The organism is Wolbachia endosymbiont of Rhagoletis indifferens, from assembly GCF_048537595.1.
Classification (GTDB): Bacteria; Pseudomonadota; Alphaproteobacteria; order Rickettsiales; family Anaplasmataceae; genus Wolbachia.
Genome location: NZ_CP175923.1, coordinates 536,325 through 559,061, shown reverse-complemented (window position 1 = coordinate 559,061; position 22,737 = coordinate 536,325). Strand labels below are relative to the sequence as shown.

Here is a 22,737-nt window from a genome sequence, read left to right as displayed (position 1 = left end):
GATCAAAAGCGGCCCAAGGCTAAAAATTTACAACCAAGAGAAATGCCAAAGCACCAAACCAAAAGGGGATATCCCCATAAGTGTTGAAAGTGCTATAAGTGGCATTATATAAGGTGGTTAACGGCATAAATTTCAATGGTAATAAAATAAATTAAAAAAGCGCCTTTTTGCCTGTGGTTAGAAGGTTTAAGCGAATTTTCGACGTGGTTTATCTGCTTTCCCAACAACGAAGGTTGATATCAAGAGGAGATTTACATACCATTAATCACCTTGTGTGATTGCACTTTCAACACTTATGGGGATATCCCCTGCCACATCCAGAAAACATTGCGGTGGAAGATGTAGTACGTATTCGAAGAGCTATAGAAAAAATAGATGAGGATATGAGCGAGAGGGAAAATGATCTTCAAAAAGCATTTGAACGACTGAATTTTGAAACTTTTTTGAATTTTTGGGGCAATAAATGAGCATTACTAAAGAAGTAATAGATGCTTTAAACCAAAGGATCAAAGATTTAGCAGCAGGTAGCACACCTGATCAATTGGCATATCTTGCTAAAGCATTGGAGTCAATAGTAGATAAGAGTGCAGTGTCTGAAATTGTGCAGATGACAGATGGAAAGTTAAATGAGCTTCTGAGTGCTGCAAGATCGCACTTGAATGATATAAACACCAACAAGACAAATTCACTATCTGCAATAACTACAGCAAAAACAAATTCTTTAACTGAGATAAACACACTTAAGACTGAATCTTTAAATGCCTTAAAAACCTCATCAGACTCACATATATCGTTACTTGATACTCGTAAAAATACCAATATTGCAGAAATTAATAGTACTGGAGCAGATCAGCTAAATAATTTAAAGGGTTTGGTAAGCAATTTTGAATCCATAAATAATGTACCAACTGGCTCATCAATTATAGGAGAAATAGAAACTCGAGATGAACAATTAAAAGCATCTCTGATAAATGAGATAAAAACTCGAGATGAACAATTAAAAAATACTTTTGAAATTATTAGTGACCCAGAAATATTATTAAAAACCATAAACGACAATAATCTAGAAACTTGGCTGAGTAACACTGATAATCAAAGAAAGTTTAATAAAATGCTAAGTAATGCAAATGCCGTGCTGAATATAACAGGCCACTCTTCAACATTAGATAAATTAGTCGGGAGTTCACTAGCAATACAGGCATTAATAAAAAGTAACGTTGCACTAAATATCATAGCCAACACAATTGCCATTTATGCATTGGCAAAATCAGGAGAAGCAATGCAAGTGATAGTGAGTTCTCCATCTATTGCGTCACAAGCTATAAAGATGATAGCAAATAGCAGTGCTGCATTAGACTTGATTGTTAAGTCAGAAACAGCTGTAAATGCGATAGCGAGCAGTGGTATAGCATTAAATACGATTATTAAGTTAGAGTCAGCGTGCAGAGCAATCGAAGCTAATATTCAGAGTCGAAGATCAATAGTAGTCAACACTTTAGAAGCTTCTTCACAGCTATTTAGAAAACAAACTGGAATAAAAGTGGGAGATGGTGCAACAAGCACTAGGGAAAGTGGTAGAGATAGTGCTACAATTTATGTTCCAAATTCCTGCCTAGATGATAATGACACGGATTTTAGTGTGAATTCATTACTTACAGGAAATAGGCTTGCTTATATTGCTAGGCACAGCGGTGAAACAAGCGTCAGTTCTGGAATTGCTTTACGAGGTGTTCAGGTTAGTGGAACAAATGGATCAGTAGGTGAAGTTACTTTTGACGTCTACACAGCTATGTAAAAAACTTATGGAGAAAAATTTATGCCAATTTACATACGATTTGAGAACAACAAACAAATTGAAGTAACGGAGCTTGAAAGTAAGCCAACTGGGAATGATTGGTATGAAGCACCAAAGAGTTTTGACTGGCAAAAAAGTTATTGTCTTACTGAAGGAGGGAAAATTGTTGAAAGGAGCAAAGAAGATATTGAGCTGGAATTATTGCAAAATGCGAAATTTTCTGCATTTTCTAGTCTTCGTGCTTATTATGATAACTATACTCACGAATACACAGGATATTCTCATCAGAAGTCTAAGTCGTACGAAATACAAGCAAAAGCCGCAGAGAACGTTTTAGCAGCACCAGAATCTATAAATGAAAAGGATAAAGAAATTATAGAGCCATTAGCAAAAGTCCGTGATATTACGGTTATTGAAATGGCAAGAATAATTCAGGAAAAAGCAAAAAAAGCAGTAAAAGCAATAATCAAATGTGAAGAGCTTGAAGACTTAGCTAAGAAGAAAATTAAGGAAATCAAAGATAGAGAAGAGTTACAGAGTTTTCTTAACGACTTTAAAGAACAAGTGAAGAATTCTTTAGCAAATTTATAGCAGCTATTAACATAGCAAACTTTTAACAAAATTCTTTAATCAATTATATGACAGAACAATTTTTACATGGAGTAAATGTTATTGAGATTACCTCTGGAGCAAGGACAGTACGCACAGCTAAATCATCAGTAATAGGAGTAATTGGTACTGCTCCGGAAGCTGACGAGCAAAAGTTTCCACTGAATAAACCAGTATTAATAGCAGGAAGCTTAAAAGAGGCAGCAAAACTTGGAAAAAGAGGAACTCTGCCTTCTGCAGTAAATGGAATATTTTCCCAGGTTGGTGCAACAGTAGTAGTTATTCGAGTTGAAGAAAGCAAAAACAGTGAACCAGAATTAAAAGAAGAAGAAACAGCAGCAAATATTATTGGAGGAGTTGATGAAGAAACTGGGGAATATCAAGGCATTCAAGCATTCTTAAGCAGTGAAAGTATAGTCCATGTTGCCCCAAGAATACTAATTGCACCTCAGTTTACTCATCAATTGCCTGAAGATGCTGGAAACCCAGTGGTCAGCGCTTTAATTCCTATAGCAGAAAAGCTAAGAGCAATAATAGTAGCAGATGGTCCAAATACCAATGATGAAGAAGCAATAAAATGGAGAAAAAGTGTAGGCAGCTCAAGAGTTTACGTAGTTGATCCTTGGGTGAAGGTGTTTGAAGGGAAGGAAAAACCACCAAGTCCATTTGTAGCCGGTTTAATAGCTAAAGTAGATAGTGAACAAGGATTTTGGCATTCGCCTTCAAATAAAGAGATAAACGGTATCGTTGGAACAAGCAGAGCTATTGATTTTACCTTAGGTGATACAAGCTGTAGAGCAAATTACTTAAATGAAAATGAAGTAACAACGATAATTCACCAAAATGGCTACAAGCTCTGGGGAAACAGAACATGTTCAGATGATCCAAAATGGGCTTTTCTATCAGTGAGGCGTACTGCAGATCTAATCAATGATAGTCTACTTCGGGCTCACTTATGGGCAGTTGATCGAAACATTACCAAAACTTATATAGATGATGTGATAGAGAGTGTTAATTCCTACCTAGCAAGTTTAAAAGCACAAGGAGCGATTATCAGCGGAAAATGTTATGCAACGCCAGAGCTCAATACACCGGCAAATATTGCAAGCGGCAAAGTGTATTTTGACTTTGAGTTTACACCACCATATCCGGCTGAACAGATTACTTTCAGATCTCATTTAGTGAACAACCAAATACTTTAAAAGGCAACCTGCCTTCTAAACAAAATTCAACAAATAAACGAGGAGAAAAATGCTGCCAAAAATCTTAAAGAATTTTAACGTATTCGTAGATGGCAAAGGTTATGCAGGAAAAATAGATGAAGTAACTTTGCCAAAACTTACCATAAAAACTGAAGAATATAGAGCTGGTGGTATGGATATTCCAATAAATATTGATATGGGGATGGAGAAACTTGAAGCTGATTTTACTTTTGCCGAATATGATTCAGAGCTTTTTAGGCTATTTGGCCTCATAGATGGGAATTCGGTTTCTTTGACGCTAAGGGGCGGATTACAAGGCAGTGGAAGTAATGATATTGAAGGAGTAATTATCAACCTTAGGGGCATATTCAGAGAATTTGATTTTGGCAGTTGGAAACCGGCTGAAAAAGCGACGCTGAAGTGTACAGTAGCTGCGCATTATTACAAACTTACTATCGGTGCTAGAGAACTTATCGAAATCGATGCTGAGAATATGATTCGCAAGATTAATGGTGTTGATCAAATGGCCTTGCTACAAACGATTTTAGGGATTTAATTTATTTATAGGAGAAAAAAATATGAAAACAGTAAAACTTGATAACCCAATAACAGTAGAAGGAATTGAGGTTTCGGAATTAACTTTTAGACCAGTCAAAGTAAGAGATTGCTTAACAATGGAACGTGCCGGTAGTAGTGATTTTGAAAAAGAAGTTGGATTAATAGCAAACCTTGCATCTGTAACAAAAGAAACAATTTGGGAGTTATATTTTGCAGACTACATGAAAATACAGGAAGCGTTGAAAGATTTTTTTCCATCGGTTACACAAAGGACTTAAGGCTAAATGTACTAATGCTCTGTTCTGTCGTAGGTGGCGGAATTGAGCAGGTACTTGAAATGGAAATAAACGAATTTATTCTATGGTGTAAAGCAGCGGAGAAGGTAAAATGTCAACATTATCAGTAAAAATAGGTGCCATACTAGATGGTAGCTTTAATAGCGCAATGGCAGGAAGTAGTGCTCAACTTTCCCGTCTTGGGGGTACAATAAGGCAACTTGATACGTCGATGAAATCTGTATCCAAGTTTAAGGAATTAAGCAGTGGTGTTTCAGTTGCTGGGCAGTCCTGGAGAAAGTTAGAAAGGCGAGTAAAGGCCTTGGCTCAAGAGATGAAAAAAACGGAGAAGCCAAGCAAAGATTTAAAGGCTAAGTTTGATAAAGCTAGTGCGTCAGTAGTAAGGGCAAGGACAGATTACTTAAAGAAGAAAGGAGTTCTACGTTCATTCAGTGAAGAATTAAGGAAAAGTGGAAGAGATATTAAGTCTCTAATAAGAGATCAAGATAAACTTGGTGCTTCTGCAGAAAAGCTGAGAAGTCAATATAGTAAGTTAAACTCCGCCATCAAAAAACGGGACATGTTTTTGGGAAGAAAAGCGTACTTTAAATCGCAAATGTTGGAAACGGCTGGGCTTGCACTAACACTTGCAGCTCCGGTTAAAGTTGTAATTGATTTTGAAAGTGCTATAGCTGATATTAAGGCAGTGATAAAACTTTCTGATAACAAGGAAGATAATGATAGAGAATTCATGGAACTTGGCAAAATGTTGAAAGAGTTATCCCGACAAATACCGCTATCGGCTGTAGAGTTAGCACAGATAACTACAAGTGGTGCTCGACTTGGTATTAAAGAAAAAAAAGATCTTTTAGAATTTACAGAAATAGTATCAAAAATGGCAGTAAATTTTGGTATGAGTGTAGAACAAATAGGAAGTGATGTTAGTAGTTTTTATAACATTTATAAAATGAGCCTAAAAGATCTAAGAAACTTGGGAGACCTAGTAAACCACCTTGCAAGCAATACTTCTGTTGAACCAAAAGATTTAATGGCAGGAATAAATATAGCCAGTGGTGCGGCAAGACAATTTGGTTTGAAAATTGAGCAGATAGCTGGCTTAGTAAATGCCTTCGTTATGTTAGGGAAACAACCTAAAAAAGCAGCAGAAATGATAGCCGGTGTGCTAGTTAAACTTCAAACGGCAAGAGGGCAAGGAGATGAATTTATAGGAACACTAGAAGAAATCGGGATAGATATAGAAGAGCTTGAGGAAAATATCAAGAAAAATCCTCACAAAGCGCTACTGGATTTTTTTGAAACTTTGAAAAAAATAGATAAATATGAGCGTCCTGATATTCTGTTAAAGCTCTTTGGACAGGGGTCTGAAGATGATATAGCACTATTACTTGAAAACTCAAAAGTATATGGAGAGGTGCTGGATCTATTAGCCGATAAGGGAAAACGCGCAAACTCGTTGGAAGAAGAATTTAATGGCCGTGTGAGTACAACAGCTAACCAATTGCGATTGCTGAAAAATTCAATAGCAGAAGTAGGAATGAATCTGGGTTCAGTGATGTTGCCTGTTTTAAAACCTATAGCTGAGAAGTTAAAATGGGCAAGTGAAAATATAGCTTCATTTGCAGAAGAATATCCAACTGTAACTAAAGTATTGACTCCTGCAACAATGTTGCAATAAACTTTGGTCCGCTTTTCCACTGTGTGTGAAAGAGTCTGGCAGCTCTTTTACTCGAAACACGATATGCACGTCTTCATGGTTAATCTCAATTCGCTTAACTAATGTTCTAATGATATCACGTCTAGTTAGCCAATCTGCGTTATCAAGACTTGAGTTAACGCTAGAAGAAAACTCTTCTAAAGTAGTCACCACTAGAGTTAAGTCTTGTTCAAGTCTTTTTTGATCAAATATCTTTTTCTTTTGCTCTCCGATCATTTGTAAGGTTTGTTTCATTGCTTTAATTCTTGGTTTAAACTCTTCTTCATTGATGTATCCTTGAGTATAGCCATCAATAAGCCTTGCAATGCCACAGTTTAATTGATCTTCTTTTTTCTCAAGAAAGTCACTTTTTTGATCTAATGGTGATTTTTTAATCTCTGAAAGTCTACGCTTGTATTCTTCTAATATCCGAGTAGGATTTTTCAATAGGTATTTTACCTCTTCCCATACAGCCACGTCTAATACATCTGTACGAATCATTCTATTATTACACATTTTATTGCCACCAAAGTGACCTCGCTCCGTACCAGTACAACGATAATATGTTCGACGAGCGCTAGAGCAAGTGCTAATACCATGATATCCATAATGACAAAGCTGACATACTGTTAAACCTTGCAACAAGTAATTTGCTCCCATTCGTCTTGTCCTAGCTATTCTTTTATTTTCAGTTAGCTGTTCTTGAACTATATCAAATAAATCTTCGTTTATAATATTAGGTACAGGAATATAAATCCAATTTTCTTTATCAGTACGAAAAGTAGAATAATTGTCTTTCGGTTGCTCACAAGAGCGTTTCTGTGGTCTTACGTGTTTTAATTTTACTCCTAGCTTTTTTTTACCGAATGCTGCTTGTCCTTTATAAGCAGGATTTTGTAATAGACGACAGACTACACTCCTATCCCAATACCTTTTTCCTGTTCGTGTTACGATGGACATAGCTCTTAATCTATGACATACTTCTCCAATGCTTACTCTTCCCCTTCCCACCCAAAAAAACATTTTACGAATGACTTCAGCTTCCTCTTCATTAATTTCAAAAAAGGCTTGTCCTCCTCCTATATGCTTATTTATATAACGATAGCCATAAGGAGCTCCACTCATTACATTTATACTGCCTTTATTGGCTGCGTGAATCTTGCCTCTACGACTTCGTTCCATAATTTTTGCACGTTCATATTCTGCTATCATACCCTGTATTTGTAATAGTAATTGAGATTCTGGATTATCGTCAATTTGACAATTCAAGAAAACTGTTTCTACACCCAATTTCTTAAATTCATCAACTAATAACATTTGATGTACATATTTGCGAGCCAAACGATCAGGAGAATGAATATAAACCTTATTAATATTACCTTCTGCTGTTTGATCTCTTAATTTTTCTAAACTAGGACGTATTATATCAGAGCCACTATAACCATTATCAATAAATTTATATTCACTTAGTAATTTATGTCCATCAGCACTAATCTTATTCTCTATAGCAGTAATTTGGCTTGCTATTGTATCTCCTTGCACTTGTTTTCCTGAAGAAACTCTCGCGTACAGACTAACAGTTATCATTGCTTCCCCTTAAATTGATTCTATTGTTACATTCAAAAATTTTCTCCTTTTGGCTCCCATTTACTTGTTTATTTAATGCTAGTTTTTTATATGCATCTAATAAGTACAATTCTGCTAACCGATTAGGTTCATAACTATAGCTAACACGAACAGTCAGTTTCTTTTTTCCCATGAGCTTTCCTTGAAAATATATAAATATGTTCATATATCACTCATCGAAACAGATGGTCAGTTGATCGTTGGTTCTATAAGTGAAAACAACTCCTCGTTCTTTGAGTAGAAGCTGCCGGGAAATTATTTTTTTTAGTTTTATGTTTGTTGCAACATTGTTGCAGGGGTATATACTCTCGCTCCAACCTCCAACCTCCAACTTTTTACTTTTTGTCCTACTTTGTAGTCTAAAGAATTGGGGTTGCTACTCTTTTTCACAGCCTGCCACTTTGCCCATTCGTATACTAATGTCTTCTACTAGAATTGTTGCTTAAATAATTTCTCCCTTTCGCTTATTATTTGGTCGCTTTTGTCCTCAACCCCTCTCATCTCTCTTTCTCGTTCCTCTATAATAAACTTCATAACCTCATCTGAATATTTGCTCTTTCCACTTGCTAGTTCTGATTTTAACCTTCTTACTTTATATTCCAATTCTACAAACCTTTCTTGTCTCATTAGCAGTTCTATCATCTGATTTACTTGTAAGCGTAATTCCCCTTCTTCTAGAGCTCCTGCTATTTTGATCAGTAATAACTCATCTATTTTATAATTTACTTCAGATTGGGCTATAAATAAGTTAATCATTGCTCGTACATCAACAGGCTCGGCTACTAATATGTTAACATTGCTACACACAAAACGTTTTAAACTTATATTTTTTTCTAGATAATTTTTCATATCCTGCGATAATTTTTCCTTTAATTCTTCATATGCTCCTGACAGCAACATCTCTAATTCTTTAAAAAATTCAATCTCAATATCACCCGACACAAGAATCATTAGCAGATGTTTTACTAACTCTCTATCATCTGATTTGATTGCCTGATAAATTGCTTTTTCTCTATTCTCTTTCAAATCATAAAGTTCTGATGAATCACTAAGGCTAAATAAATAGTTTGTAGCTTCTCCAGAAGCATAGGCAATATTAATTTCTCTTAGTGGATGACCATCATTAAACTTTTCTAGTAACTTACTATCAATAGTTTCTTCTATCGCAACAGCCACTTTACTCAACTTCTTTAGCTGATCTATACCGTCTCTTGAATCTCTAGGTGTATTTTTAACTTCATTTAGCACCTTGCTATAAAGACTTTGCTTTTCCTCACTGCTTAATAATGCACAATGCTCCTTTAGCTGCTTGGAAGCTTTAGATAGAAGTTGTACTAACATATCTGCCTACGTTTTGTTGAAAATGCTCATGCTATATTATAGAATTTTTAATTGAAAGTAAACTTGTAGACTCGTATCTAAAATAGGTATCTTTGAGACTGCTAAACTCATTACATTCATTTGCTGGGCTTTAAAGGCACTTTATAGAAGAGTTGATAAAAAGATGTGAAAAAACTACATTTAAAGTATGAAATGCGATTCTAAGCCCACCTCTGAAGGTCATTTTTTTCTCGAAGCTTAAAAAAACAAGATTTCAATATAAAAACGTTGAATATTTCTTCAGAATTGTGTATAATTATTAATGCTTTTTAGGTTAATTTCTCATGGCTCTTTCAAAATTTCTCAATGTGCGAAATGATTATGCATTTAAGAGAATATTTGGTACTGAAAAGAACAAAGACATTCTTATTCACTTTCTTAATGATATATTAGATCTTACTGATGACAACCAGATTAAAGATGTCTCCTTTCTCAGTCCCATTCAAGACCCTGTTATTGCCTCTCAAAAGCAAAGTATTGTTGATGTTCTCTGTGTTGATTCTACAGGGGTCAAAACCATCATTGAGATGCAAGTCGCTAAAACAAGGGGCTTTGAAAAACGTGCCCAATACTACGCTGCCAAAGCTTATTCAAGTCAAGCTGATGTAGGTGACCAGTATCATGATCTTAAAGGGGTTATCTTTATTGCTATTGCTGATTTTATCCTATTTCCTAATAAGCTGGCTTATAAGTCTGATCACGTTACTTTTGATAAGATGACCTTTGAACATGATCTCAAAGACTTTAGTTTCACTTTCGTAGAGCTACCAAAGTTTAATAAGACAAAAGAAGATCAATTAGAAAATATTGTTGAAAAATGGATCTATTTTTTTAAGCACGCAGATGAAACGAGCGAAGAGGATCTAAAAAAAATAATAGGTAGTGATGTAATTATTGGTAGGGCTTATGATGAGTTAAATCAATATAATTGGAGTAAAGAAGAACGTTTTGCATATGATCAAGCTAAGAAACGTACCGATGATTATTTATCTACCCTTGAAGAAAAACTTCATGAAGGCATCCTCATAGGCAAAGAAAAAGGCATCCTAATCGGACATGAAAAAGGCAGAAAAGCAGAGAAAATTGAGGTCGCAAAGAATCTACTAAAAGCAGGTGTTTCTATTGATATTATAGCTCAAACTACTGGTCTTACAGCTAATGAAATTAAAGACTTAAGCTGATTCTATCTTTGGATGTTTAGATGAACATCTTTGTACTAGATGAAAACCCAGAGATTGCGGCAAAAATGTTATGTGATAAGCATATAGTAAAAATGCCATTAGAAACTGCTCAGTTATTAAGTAATGTTTTTTCAATAGCATTAAAAGTGCCAAATCCTTTAGTCAGCATCACAGACCAGAATATAGAAGTTCCATATAAACTTACTCACAAAAACCACCCTTGTTCTCTATGGGCTAGACACTCAAAAGGAAACTTTAATTGGTTGATAAAGCATGGAAAAGAATTGTGCATAGAGTATAGCTTGCGATACAAAAGAACGCATAAATCCGAAGAAGTTATAGATTGGTGTGATAATAATAAGGATTTGCTAATTTTTCAATCAGCTGATATACAAATTTTTACACAAGCGTTACCTGATCGATATAAATGTAGTAATCCAATAGAAGCCTATAGAGAATATTACCTAAAAGAAAAGATGAGGTTTGCTAAGTGGGAAAAAGGTAGAGAAGCACCAGGTTGGATAATCTGCTACACAATACCACAGCTAATATAGCTCATAAATAAAGAAGCCATCCAAATCGGACATGAAAAAAGCAGGGAAGAGGGCGAAAAACAGGCTAAAATAGCTGTGGCTAAAAATTCACTCAAGGCGGGTGTTTCTATTGATGTTATTGCTGAAATAACAGGGTTTTCTGTTGATTATATTGAGAAAATTCAAGAAAAGAAGTTTTAGCCATAACGTTTTTTTTATTAAACCCTCTATTCTAGTAATTTTAATATTGCAATCCATTCTAATGTCTGTACAATGCCTTTTTTATATAAATACTTAATAGGAGGGGTTAATGCCAACACAGAAAGAGCTTCGGGCTACGATGTCCAAAAAATTACAGGAAGCTATTAAACATCCAGATCCAACAGTTGCTGCCGGGAGGAAGTCAGCTATCAAGAGATGGGTGGGAGTCCTTCAAGATAACTTTATGGAGCACATAAAATACTTTAAGGGTGATAAGTTGAAGTTTTTGCACAATGTATTCCAAGATGAAGGTTGCTGGTCAGGTGTAAGGTTGGATAATGCTGCTTTAGGTCAAAGGTTTACTGAAGAGAAAATAGGTGGAATAGATAATCCACTTCGCAAATATGAGATGGCTTGTAGTTACTGTGTAGTAGATAAAATTCATCCACTCTTTCAAAAAAGATTTGAATCTTATAGGAACAATTTTCCTCCTGGTGCATTTGATGGTAAAACTGAAACTGAAATTGGCAAATACGTACGAAACTCGTTACTAGATAGCATAAAGAGGAAAGGTCCTGTGTTTGATTTCTGGATCGATAGAGAATCTGGGGGATTAAAGCAACCAAGTAACGCGTCAGAAGGTTTTGACAGTGCTGTAAAACTTAAGTGGAGCGAAGGAGTAGAGTATTTTTATAATCATTTAAAAGAAGAAGATAAGGAAAAGAAACTTACAGAAGCTGTTATTGCTCTGTCTCGCGTTCAATCTGTTGAGAAAGACGCTCCTATTTTAGATTTTTGTGTAAGGAATATAGCTGACAAAGATACTCTTTTACAGAAATTATCGCAGAAAGATAAAGGAGTATATTCCCTTTTTGCTGAATTAATAGATTCGTATTTTTTTGATACAGTGCATGATTTAGTACAGTGCTGGTGTTATAAAGGAGTTTCAGAACGTGGAGGCGGAGATCATTCAGAGAAAATATTCTCATATGAAGAATATAAACTTCTTTTTTCCTCACTTTCAAATGTTATGTTGGAAAATCCTGAGTTTAATGCTCAAGCTAGATCTCTTATTATGGAAATGTGGAGATGTGGTCGCTTTTATAAACACAAGGAGGCTGCTGTCGATACTTCTAACTTCCAAGTTCCTATAGAAAATGCACTTGCAGGGTTAGTGGTTAATTGGGAACGATCTGGTCGTAAGTCTGATGAAAAAAAAGAAATATTAGAGATAATGTTATTTGCCAAGGATCGCTTTCCTGAAAAGTTTGAGTCCTTCAAAGAAGTTATTATAGAAGACCTTAGATTATGTGGTAGGAAAGGCAAGAAAGTAAATGTAGATTATGGTCTATTTGCAGAAGAGTTATTCTCTGAATTAGAGAAAACAACTTTACCTCCTGGTCCTGGAGGTGATGGCCCTAGGTATGATTTACGGACACGATCTCAAGCTTATGGTAGTAAGAAAACATCTTTGCTACTTGATGATGGTCCGCAGTCTAAGTTTGAAGCTCCTAGTGTGAGCGGTGTTTCTAGCCGTAGAAAATAGAGGGGTATCTTATATGAATAATCGTGATGGGCTTATTAGGAGTTTAGTAGATGGAGATCTTGAAGATTTCAGACAAAGATTTGAATCTTTTTTAGATCAATGTTCATCTTTCTTGTATCATGTGAGTGCAGGTCGTTTCCTTCCTGTATTCTTTTTTAGTATGTTCTCTACTGCACATGATGCTGATATCTTGGATGCAAATGAGAGAGTCTATTTTCGTTTTGATAACCATGGTGTTAATCCACGTAATGGTGAAAATCGAAATACGGGAAACCTAAAAGTCGCTGTTTATCGTGACGGACAGCAAGTTGTCAGATGTTATAGTATTTCTGATCGTCCTAATAGTGATGGGTTAAGGTTCAGTACAAGGGAGAGAAATGCTCTAGTGCAAGAGATTAGACGGCAAAATCCAAATTTAAGGGAAGAAGACCTAAATTTTGAGCAATACAAAGTATGTATGCATGGAAAGGGCAAGAGTCAGGGAGAGGCAATTGCAACAGTATTCGAGGTAATTCGTGAAAAAGATCGTAAAGGTAGGGATAAATTTGCCAAATATTCAGCATCTGAAATCAATCTTATTAGACGGCTCTTAGGAGATCACAGACTAACAATTAAGGAAATAGAAGGAAGACAACTCAATCAAAATCAGCGTAGACAACTTGGTAGGTTGGTCAATTTTGTGCAAATTGCACCAGGTCAACAAAGAATTGATAACTTTGCGGAAATGTTAAGAAGTGGAGTTGTACGAACTTTACGAAACAATAGCACAGTAATTTTTAGATATATAACTCGAATCTATCGTAATTACGCAGGCACATTAGAAAATGATATTCAAGATCGCAATCAAAAGTTTGAGAGTCATGGGTTTTTATTAGGTTTTTTAGCGAATTTTAGTCATCTTTGCACAATAGATATTGACCTTGACTTATCTCCTAGAAACTCACATGTTGCATTTCTTGTACGTCATCAAGCAGAAAGAGAAAATATTCCTATTGTTATTAATCTTGCTATATTTGACACACCGTCAGATGTTGCATTAAACTGTGCCATAGGCTACGCTGGAAGGTTACACACTTCTTCATTTATACCTATTCATACCACATCAGAACATACTGTTTGTGTTGGATTAAATTTTAATTTAAATCTAGATCCTTTTAGTGTTGATACAGTAGGGCTTCAACAGGATAGATTTCCTTTAGTACAAAGATTGTTTGAGTATATAGAAGATGAAGAGGTTGGAGAGAATATTAGAGATTTCTTGCTTCAACATCTTCCTGGTGAAATACCAAGAAATGCAGATAATTATAACAGAGTATTTGATTGTATAACTGGTTTTACTTTTGGAAGTAGTGCTTTTGATAGGCACCCTTTAGAACTAGAAGAGGAAGACGAAGCACCTATAACAAAATACATATTTAGACATGGTGATGAGGGTTTAAGATGTTTAACTATGGTCTTTCATGCTGAAGGTTCTGATATAGTTATACTTCATATTAGAGCTCACGATGCGCAACAACAAGGAGCAATCAATTTAGAAAATCTTAATATTAATGGAAATAATGTTCATGTATGGGAAGTTTCATGCACACTTAATGACCAATTTGAGCTAGATATTGATCAACCAAATGACCTTGGTTTATATCACGATTACCAAAATAATAATGCAAATAATTTTCTTGATGGTGATCTTATACAAGTGCCTAATGTTGAAAATGTACATGGTATTTCAGAAAGAGTTATGGATGATGGCTGGCAAGATGTAGGTCAGCATGGAGAGCTGTTTCAAGAGATCTCTGGAATATTGATGCCACTTAGGGACGCAATAAATGTTAATAGTGAGGATAAGTTTCGTTCTATACTACATGGTACATTTTATGCTAGTGATAATCCTTATAAAGTGCTTGCTATGTATAAAGTTGGTCAAACATATAGTTTGAAAAGGGGTCAGGAAGAAGAAGGAGAAAGGGTAATACTCACAAGAATTACAGAACAGAGATTAGACCTTTTATTATTAAGGCAACCTACAGAGAATGATCTAGATACTCATCCGATTGTATATGTATTAGGATTTGCTAATAATGCAGAAGAAGTAGCACAAAAGGAGAATAACGCAAAAGATCGAATAAAAGAACTTATGAACAAGCAAAGAGGATATTTGCTTATTACTTCTGGAAATGAGGTGGTTTTATTTCCTCTTATATTTAATGCAGGTGCAGGGAGAGTAGAAGGTCTTATATCTATTCCAGAAGGAATAGGAAGAGAAGAGTATGTACATAGACTTGATCGTGGTGGTCGTGACTCAAGACCAGGAGTATTAGTGGGACCTGAAAGTGTTATTGATGAAAATCCACCAGAGGGTCTATTATCAGATCAGACTCGTGAAAATTTAATAAATTATATTCGAGAAAATCCCGGACGGAACCGGATTTTACCGTTTGATCTAGGTGATAATCGATGTGTTAGTATTATTACCTTCGAAGGTAGTATACAACAACTCCTAGAAATACTAAGGTCAAGAATAAGGGGAGGTGATAATTCCATTCCTACAGCACAAGAGATAAGAAGACAAATAAGAGATATTCTTAGAAATCAAGGGATAGAAGTAAATGATCTACTTACACTAGAATTTGCGACGAGAAATGGACATTATGATTACTGGCTTCAACAAATTGATATAGCTCACGCTGGAAGATTGCGATATCAGCTTCGTACTGAAGGTAATCACACTTTTGAAGTAGCTAATTTGGCAAGGAATGACGGTAACGAGCACATTGTTAGAGTATTAAATCAATTTAGGGAAAATGAAGAACAACAGCGTTTAACTTTAATCATTACTTTAAATAATACTCATTGGGTTACACTAGTGATTGAACGTCAAAATGGGAACTATGTTGGGTACTATGCTGATTCAACTGCTACTGCTGTTCCAGGTGGTATTACTGATATCATTCAAAATAACTTAGGAAATAATATCAGGATTAATAATGTTTCTGTTAGTCAGCAAACAGATGGTTGGAATTGTGGTTTATGGGCATTAGAAAATGCTAGTGATATTAATCGAGTTCTAAACGAAAATCCTGTTGGGCAAGTGCAGAATATCATAAATATAATACGCGATTTTCTTGGAAGAGGCCACCCAAACAGAGATAGAAATTACTTTCAGAACATAAGAGTGGGCATTTCACAATTATTCAGGAATGATCCGGGATTTCAAGATGTGCAATTGCAAGCATACATTCAAAATAGAGAACAAATTGATCCATTACTACGTACTTATCTAGAATTAGGATATCACAGAGTAGGAGGAGGGTATGGATTAGTAGAAGCACCTATATCGCTTGGTGTTAGTGATTCCAGTAATTTTGGTGACCTGCCACAGTCGAGTTTAGAAGGTCCTGAAGCTAGTCGTGTTTCTGACCTTAGCAAAGGTAAAGGCGGTAAGTAGAGGTAATCGGTAGATGAAAGGAGTGTAACAAAAACCTTATGCATCAAGTAAAGATTGTGAGCAAATTTAAAGAAGTTAAGGTGGGTAACCTGTTTTTTTCTACTTGCAGCAATGTTTCAAAAAGTATATGTGTCGAGTTGGGTAAAGTTGAAGGATGTTCTTAAATGAGCAACTATTAATTTGGTAGTGTATAACATTAATAAATTTAAATGATGCAACCATTTCCAGCAACAAAAATCAGCTAGCGTGAGAAGATTTTTTCTTGGAATCGCGTGGTCTAGAGTTAAGATCTTGGATGTTTTGGAGCATCTTTAGTGAATAAGCATTTCCTCCATTTTCAAGTTTTCGGATCGAGGTTTAGAGAGTTTTTTACTATTTGTATTGCTCTGCCTCTGTTGCTCTGATAGTTTCTCCTTCTGAATATAATATGTTGAAAATATTATGCCAGAGAGTATAATAAAATCTATATCAAATACTTTACAAGAAAAAGTGGTGGTAGAGGCAAAAGTGAACACTAATAAGAACCAATTTAAGGAAAGCGCATGCTAGAGTTTGAAAAAGCAGCAAGAATATTATTGAAAGGTTAAATGGCGTATGATATAATATATATAGTGTAAAGATGTCAATAATTTTATTGACATCTTTACATTAATAGTTCTTAAATGTTTAGTGCTGTAAAATTAAATTATTAAGTTTTGTGAAGGGAGTAAAAATGGTAGAAAGCTTTCTAAGTAAGAACAAAGGCAGTAATTTTATTGAGGGGACAAAAATAATGAAAAATTTTTCAGATAATAACAAAAACGGTAGCTCAATTTTCCAAGGAAAAATCAGGGAGCAAGATTTCTCTGCGGAGCAGAAGTTAAATGAACTAAAAGCAGCCATAGAGGAGCTTGCCAGACAAGATTTGCTTAGAAGGCTCGAGTGTGAGCGTCAGGCCTCTAGTTGTATCGATGAAATATCATCTCAAGCAGAATTACATACCGAAGGAGATGATGAGGGTGACTTCACTGGTGAAAGAGCGCTGGGAGATTTCTGGAACTTCTTTGAATCTCTCTTCAACCTCTTTGAAGTAAATGTAGATGATCCGAAAATCTACCAAATGCTCAAGGAGAAGAAAGAAAAAAATTGGCTTCTTTCGATAATTAAGTTTTTGCGTGATAAGCTTAAGGAGTTAATCAAGAAGATTTTTGCACGCGATTTAAGTTTCGATCAGAGGTTGGACAAAGAGATAAAAGAATTGCAGGAGAAATTAAACAGTGGTGAGTTATCAGAAGAAGAGTTTGCAAGGGTGTTAGAGAGGCTCGAGGCTCTACAAAATCTTAAATTAAAGTTACAGCTCGCCGTTACCGGATGGATTGTTACAATATTCGCAGAGATGTTTGGAGTTGAGCTAGCAGCTATACTAGAGGCATCTAAAGAAAAAGAAGATAAAAAAGCAGAAAAAACATCATTAAAGGAAGAAGCAATTAAAGAAGTTCATAAAGACGTAGAAATCAAGGTAGATGAAAGAGAAAAACCTAAAGTGCCAGTTTCCCTTTTTGATTCTTCATCTGGGTTTGTAAGGCCGGTTGTTTTGAGCAAACCAGAACTTGATCTTTTACCGCAACCTCTAAAAATTCCGATGGACCTTTCACATAAACAAGCTATAAATAATGAGGATAGTAAGGTACAAAAACCAAAAATGGAAGAAAGGAAGCCTGAACCGAAGAAAGAGGTGTGTCCACCGAAGAAGCCTGCAACGGAGACGGGGCAGGAACAAATAAAGCATAGTTATGGATGCAAGAGTAATTGGGGAAGAAAGGGAAGTTATAAGGAAGCTTCAAGTCAACCTGCTCAAAGCTCTGTTTCTAACGGGCAGCCTAACCAAACCAGTGAAAATACTCTGGGGAAATCTGCTCAGGAATCTGCTTCTGACAAAAGAGCTCCGAAGCAATCCGTTAAAAGTTCTGTTGCTGACTGTGAGTGCAATTTTCCAATTGGTCCTTGGAATGGTGCTGAGAATGAAGGTTTTGTGAATAATGCTCAACCACCAAAAGGATTGACTGATAATGTAAAAGTTGAAAAATGTGTAGGAGGTCCGTCAGTAGGGAAGACATAATCATGAAAATAGTTAGATCCCAGTGTCCCTTTCTTGTCATTCCAGTGCGTGACACTGGAATGGCTTTGTTGCATCGCTAGCTATGATGGATTAAAGATAAAAAAGATGGAGAATATCAGTAGCTTATTATTCTGGTATTTATAACAAGAACGGTCAGTGAATACCTAAATTTGAGTAAAAGAAATTTCACTACCACTCACTAATCCGGCTAAAATTCAAGAATTTCAATGCTTTAGCTATTTTCAATAGAATTAAGTTTATTAATATAAATAATAAATTACTATTCTTAAATTTGATCAGATTGATTGCAAAAAAACAAGATTTTCAATAGGTTGCTTATAATCCTAGCTATAGTTAGCCTTTTATAAGTAGCGATGCAACAAAGCCCACTGGAATCCAGGATGTACATTAGGTTTGATAAGTGTATGGTTTTATGTTAGAAGGGAGTGTTTTTGATGGAAAAAAGACTAGATCCCAGTGTCTGGGCACTGGGATGACAAGAAGAGGGCACTGGGATGACACCCTTCCTAGTTGGGATGACAAGAAAAAGAGGTACTGGTATGACATTAAAAGAGTAGGAGTTGATGGTAAAAAGAAACACAGGCGTCATTCAGCGTCTTTTTTTGTCATTCCAGTGCGTGACACTGGAATCCAGGGGCATATAGACAGATGTCGACAGTTCGTCATTCCGCTACGTGTTAGCGGAATCTAGAAAATTGAATTTTATGAAAAAGAGTGAATAAAATTTTTTGAAAAAAAATATAAAAAAGTGCTTGCACTTAATTTTATTTTTAGTATATTAATTACATAATATTTTTACTGGAGGGCAATATGCCAAATGATAATGGTAAGGAAAGGTTCAAGGGAGAAAAAGAATGGAATGAGCGGAATAAGGGACCAGGTGGTGGAATAGTAATGCACGCTAAAGGAGCAAGATATGATGACCATAGTCATACAGCCAGGAAGCTAATGGAAATAGAGAAGCGACGTCAGTCCGAGCAAAAAAATAATCCCGGTAGTTCTATGAAACGTTAAGTAAAGGGTAGTTGTCGTAATTTAAAAATGGGGAGGTTGTTATGCCTAATACAAGAGAAACAGTAAGAGCATTGGTTAGCGCTTTTAATGTACATAATTATGCTCGTGATACAGTTAAAACTAATTTTACGCTACAAAGCGAGGGCAAGAAGGACTATATTGTAGTCTCATTTGATAAGGGTATGAAGGATTATCAGTGTAGCAGGTATCTGGACAGTATAAAAAGGAAGATAATACGTGAATTCTATGGCATTGAAGAAAGTAATGATAAAGAAATATTGGATACAGCCAAGAAAGATTTTGATGTTACGTCTTTTCCATTTAACTATATCTATAAAGGGGACTGGTCCGTAGATAAGCAAGGTAGAATTGAGTTTGTAACACCTATAGATCAGGGCGTGATTTTTAATTTAAAGTCTCATTTGGCTGCTTCACTTGCAAAGGGTGTTCTAGAAGATATGCGAGTTAGTAGCACAGCCGTACCATTCAACAAGAAAAAGTATTTATGGTGTGGTGAATTTGATAATAAACAATTACGTGAGGAATTTGAGCGTGAGTTTTTGTCAAGGATGGAGAATAGATATGGGTATAGGAATGGTTTTAAGAACCCTCTGAAGGTTAAAGGCAATAGTGTATATATCAGGGACGTTTTTGATGACGCTCGTTTTATTGATAGTGTAACGCGATATATTGCATGGCTTGTAGGCATCGATCTTGGAGTTAGCAATGATGTTGATCATAGTGTGATGTTGCTTAAAGACTCAATAATAAACTCTTTTTATCAATCAACGAAAACAATAGTAGCTGGGTTTATGTGTGTGTCTCCTTTAAATAGAGAAGAAGCCTCAATTCTTATACCTATTATGCAAGATTGTAGGGGAGCTAGGTTTTTAACAAAGGAGGAAGCACGTGATATAAATCATGCATTTAATAATGTTGTACTTGATGATGTTAGTGATAAAACTCAAGCAACATTCAAAGTAAATGGAAGCAGTGCGATATATGGCATAGACTTTTCTAATAAAGAAATTTCTCACTGTGTGGTAACCAAAATAATAGAAAGCTCTGTAATCAACAAAGACCATGAACTGGCCATTGACCCTGAGCGAGCATTGTCGCCTGCACAGTCGCCATTCAATTCTCCTACGCATGCAGAACCACCAAGAACACCGCCCAACCAAAGGAAAGCAGACACAGATAGTGGTTATGATAGTAATTCACCTCCGAAACCTAAGGATTCTGGTTCTTCAAGTGGTGGTCCAGGGCCATCGACTGAACTGTCAGATATGGAATGGGAGTCTCCCACGCGGAGTCAGGATGGAGCATTAGAGGATTCTCCCAGGCGAGGGTCAGAGCAAGGATCAGAAACGGAAAAAGAAGGACGGCTGCTGCACAATCATGTAAATTCAGCTGGAACGAGTAAAGGATCTTGGTCATCGACACAATTGAGTTTTCCTACAGTTAGTCAGGGTGTTCCAGGGCCATCTAAAGGGGGAAATCTAGGTGCTGCAGCAGCTAGTGGTAGTATCCCAGGATCCTCGTTATGGTCACAGAGTGGAGCTTCATCATCGAAAGGTGCTAATCCAGTAGGGACTAACCCTTGGGCTCAGCAAACGAACCCTTGTTTATCACAAGGCACGTCCGAAAATAAATGGATATCGTCAATGCAATTTACTAAACCAGGACCTAGTGGTTTATCATGGTCACAGAGTGGAGCTTCATCATCGAAAGATGCTAATAAAGGTATGTCAACATGGACTAGTCAGCCAATGAACCATTGGTCATCACCGGCTTCAAGTGCAGGATTATGGTCATTGTCACAGAGTGGAGCTTCATCATCGAGAGGCGCTGGTAAAAATATGCTAACAGGGAGTAGTTCTTGGTGTTTGCCACCATCGACTTCTTCTCTTACGACAAGGAATGATCCAATATCCTCAAATCTTGGGATTTTTGCAGATCCTCCAGAAGATACGGAGAACATTTGTAGCATGAAAGAAAAACAGCAAGTTACTAAGGAAAAGGAAGAAGAAAAGTTGTCTAAAGCATTGCTTTATACATTCAACCTAATGAATTATACTCTTGATGGTGTTTATACTAACTTTTTTGCAAAAGATGGGAAAATTGTTAGTTTACTCCATGATAATGTTGATAGAGAGGAATATTTACAGGTGGTAATAGATTATGTAGTAGAAGAGTATTATGAAACTGAGAAAGAAGCAAGAGAATCTTGCGATTTTGATGAGTTTCCATTTAAATTTCTTCCTGATCCTGATTATGAAAAAAATCAAAATGATTGTGAGAAAAATTCAAGAAAGACAGTTGTTGCTAATATAAGTAGTGGTGCTTTATCTAACTTAGAAAAACTTTTTAGGCAGAAGTTTGGGAAAAACGTAGGTGCTATCGACATTAATTGGGTCAAAAAGGTAGAGAAACGTGAAAAGGACGAATGGGTAGATCGCCAGCGATCTTATGGCGATTCTCTTGAAGAAGCATGTAAGGGTTGTTTTCCTGATGAAGGGCCAATGAAAATAATTCCAATTGCACTTGAAGGAGATGAATACGTGCTTGACCGTAGTCGTGAAGAGTGTGAAGTAAAATTGTTGCTCAGAGAGCAAAAACTACGGCTTAGAGGTACATTAGTTAACGAGGAAGAAAAAGAGTTGTTTAAAGCATTGCTTTATGCGTTTAACTACAGTAATAATAATTTCGACCTTCCTGATACTAACTTTATTGTAAAAAATGGGAAGATTGCTAGTTTAATTCCTGATAGTGTTAATGTAGAAGAATATTTACAGGAGGTAATAGATAAGACGAAAGAAGAGTATTGTGAAGATAAGAAAGAAGCCTATGATCTAGATGAGTTTCCATTTGAACTTAATTGTGAGAAAAACCAAGAAACAACAGTTGTTGCTAATATAAGTCGTGGTGCCTTATTTAACTTAAAAAAACTTTTTATTTATGGGTATAAGAAAAAAGCGGAAACAGGAGATATCGACATTAAAATAGGAGATATCGACATTAACACTGTCGAAGAGGCAGTGAAATCTAAAAAGGACGAATTGGTAAATTCCAAGGTGAAAGGAATAGAAAGAGAAGGAGGATATTACAGTAGGATAAAACCTGACGAAGCAGCTACAGCCTCTTATCCCGATGGAAACGCATTAGAAGGTATTCCAATTATAAAAGGCAAAGGTGGATACTGCCTTGACCGTACTTTTAACGATTGGGAAACAAAGTTGTTTGTGGAAGATTCAGAGTATACTAAAGGTACATCAAAAGCTAAAAAGATGAAGTCCGAAGATAATAAAGACAGCGGTATCTCTTCAGGGGAGGCGACTGATGCTGAAAACGTAAGCTCTAAAGCTGAGGGGAAAACAAGTGGAACAAGTGGTTATGAGTCTATGGATTGTGAGAATACTAGAGGAGGATCGCCAAAACATACTCTAGAATTAAGTGTGGAAAATTTGAGAATATCCACAAAACTGGATGCTACTAAGGCCGAGCAGCACTCTCCCATAAAAAAATTTAGAAGCAATTGA

Annotated in this window: 19 protein-coding genes; 15 read left to right on the top strand and 4 right to left on the bottom strand. The window is 36.0% G+C overall.

The window, feature by feature from the left end:
- Positions 1–278 precede the first annotated feature (278 nt).
- The 7 genes from ACJZL1_RS02800 to ACJZL1_RS02770 all read left to right on the top strand — a co-directional run bounded on the left by ACJZL1_RS02800 (position 279) and on the right by ACJZL1_RS02770 (position 6,135).
- Entirely contained in the window at positions 279–467 is a 189-nt protein-coding gene (locus ACJZL1_RS02800) for a hypothetical protein (protein ID WP_419247464.1), read from the top strand.
- Positions 464–1,795, top strand: coding sequence for a hypothetical protein (locus ACJZL1_RS02795; RefSeq protein ID WP_419247463.1), 1,332 nt, complete (start codon positions 464–466; stop codon positions 1,793–1,795). The genes ACJZL1_RS02800 and ACJZL1_RS02795 overlap by 4 nt, the downstream gene beginning before the upstream one ends.
- 21 nt (positions 1,796–1,816) lie before the next feature.
- Complete coding sequence (locus ACJZL1_RS02790) at positions 1,817–2,386, top strand: hypothetical protein (RefSeq protein WP_419247462.1); 570 nt, start codon at positions 1,817–1,819, stop codon at positions 2,384–2,386.
- 47 nt (positions 2,387–2,433) lie between these two features.
- A complete protein-coding gene (locus ACJZL1_RS02785; RefSeq protein ID WP_419247461.1) occupies positions 2,434–3,606 on the top strand; it encodes a phage tail sheath subtilisin-like domain-containing protein in 1,173 nt (390 codons plus the stop codon).
- 49 nt (positions 3,607–3,655) lie between these two features.
- Positions 3,656–4,162 carry a phage major tail tube protein gene (locus ACJZL1_RS02780; protein WP_353283911.1) on the top strand — a complete coding sequence of 169 codons (507 nt, stop codon included), beginning with the start codon at positions 3,656–3,658 and terminating at the stop codon, positions 4,160–4,162.
- A 22-nt stretch (positions 4,163–4,184) separates the two neighbouring features.
- On the top strand, positions 4,185–4,442 hold the full coding sequence (locus ACJZL1_RS02775; RefSeq protein WP_265035147.1) for a phage tail assembly protein: 258 nt from the start codon (positions 4,185–4,187) through the stop codon (positions 4,440–4,442).
- A 109-nt stretch (positions 4,443–4,551) separates the two neighbouring features.
- The gene (locus ACJZL1_RS02770; RefSeq protein WP_419247460.1) at positions 4,552–6,135 is read left to right on the top strand and encodes a phage tail tape measure protein; all 1,584 of its coding nucleotides are present in this window, start codon (positions 4,552–4,554) and stop codon (positions 6,133–6,135) included.
- Here ACJZL1_RS02770 and ACJZL1_RS02765 read toward each other — a convergent pair.
- The 3 genes from ACJZL1_RS02765 to ACJZL1_RS02755 all read right to left on the bottom strand — a co-directional run bounded on the left by ACJZL1_RS02765 (position 6,073) and on the right by ACJZL1_RS02755 (position 9,120).
- Positions 6,073–7,740, bottom strand: coding sequence for a recombinase family protein (locus ACJZL1_RS02765; protein ID WP_419247459.1), 1,668 nt, complete (start codon positions 7,738–7,740; stop codon positions 6,073–6,075). The genes ACJZL1_RS02770 and ACJZL1_RS02765 overlap by 63 nt on opposite strands.
- A complete protein-coding gene (locus ACJZL1_RS02760; protein ID WP_341819653.1) occupies positions 7,727–7,945 on the bottom strand; it encodes a hypothetical protein in 219 nt (72 codons plus the stop codon). The genes ACJZL1_RS02765 and ACJZL1_RS02760 overlap by 14 nt, the downstream gene beginning before the upstream one ends.
- 263 nt (positions 7,946–8,208) lie before the next feature.
- Positions 8,209–9,120: a hypothetical protein gene (locus ACJZL1_RS02755; RefSeq protein ID WP_419247458.1), complete on the bottom strand. Its 912-nt coding sequence runs from the start codon at positions 9,118–9,120 to the stop codon at positions 8,209–8,211.
- A gap of 323 nt (positions 9,121–9,443) precedes the next feature.
- Here ACJZL1_RS02755 and ACJZL1_RS02750 point away from each other — a divergent pair, with 323 nt between their 5' ends.
- From ACJZL1_RS02750 to ACJZL1_RS02730, 5 genes are all read left to right on the top strand, one after another.
- Positions 9,444–10,340 (top strand): Rpn family recombination-promoting nuclease/putative transposase, encoded by an 897-nt coding sequence (locus ACJZL1_RS02750; RefSeq protein ID WP_353285067.1) that lies wholly within the window; start codon positions 9,444–9,446, stop codon positions 10,338–10,340.
- A 20-nt stretch (positions 10,341–10,360) separates the two neighbouring features.
- On the top strand, positions 10,361–10,894 hold the full coding sequence (locus ACJZL1_RS02745; RefSeq protein ID WP_182319428.1) for a pyrimidine dimer DNA glycosylase/endonuclease V: 534 nt from the start codon (positions 10,361–10,363) through the stop codon (positions 10,892–10,894).
- 289 nt (positions 10,895–11,183) lie between these two features.
- Complete coding sequence (locus ACJZL1_RS02740) at positions 11,184–12,620, top strand: cytoplasmic incompatibility factor CifA (protein ID WP_419247457.1); 1,437 nt, start codon at positions 11,184–11,186, stop codon at positions 12,618–12,620.
- Between the two features lie 13 nt (positions 12,621–12,633).
- Positions 12,634–16,065, top strand: coding sequence for a cytoplasmic incompatibility factor CifB (locus ACJZL1_RS02735; protein WP_419247456.1), 3,432 nt, complete (start codon positions 12,634–12,636; stop codon positions 16,063–16,065).
- Between the two features lie 712 nt (positions 16,066–16,777).
- Positions 16,778–18,163, top strand: a complete 1,386-nt coding sequence (locus ACJZL1_RS02730) for a hypothetical protein (RefSeq protein ID WP_419247455.1) — start codon at positions 16,778–16,780, stop codon at positions 18,161–18,163.
- A 286-nt stretch (positions 18,164–18,449) separates the two neighbouring features.
- Here the strand turns inward: ACJZL1_RS02730 and ACJZL1_RS02725 are convergent, their stop codons facing one another.
- A complete protein-coding gene (locus tag ACJZL1_RS02725) occupies positions 18,450–18,572 on the bottom strand; it encodes a hypothetical protein (protein ID WP_419247454.1) in 123 nt (40 codons plus the stop codon).
- Positions 18,573–18,584: 12 nt separating this feature from the next.
- Between ACJZL1_RS02725 and ACJZL1_RS02720 the strand changes: the two genes are divergently transcribed.
- The 3 genes from ACJZL1_RS02720 (at position 18,585) to ACJZL1_RS02710 (ending at position 22,737) form a co-directional block, all read left to right on the top strand.
- Positions 18,585–18,875 (top strand): hypothetical protein, encoded by a 291-nt coding sequence (locus ACJZL1_RS02720; protein WP_419247453.1) that lies wholly within the window; start codon positions 18,585–18,587, stop codon positions 18,873–18,875.
- Between the two features lie 119 nt (positions 18,876–18,994).
- Positions 18,995–19,198: a hypothetical protein gene (locus ACJZL1_RS02715; RefSeq protein ID WP_419247452.1), complete on the top strand. Its 204-nt coding sequence runs from the start codon at positions 18,995–18,997 to the stop codon at positions 19,196–19,198.
- A gap of 41 nt (positions 19,199–19,239) precedes the next feature.
- Entirely contained in the window at positions 19,240–22,737 is a 3,498-nt protein-coding gene (locus tag ACJZL1_RS02710) for a hypothetical protein (RefSeq protein WP_419247451.1), read from the top strand.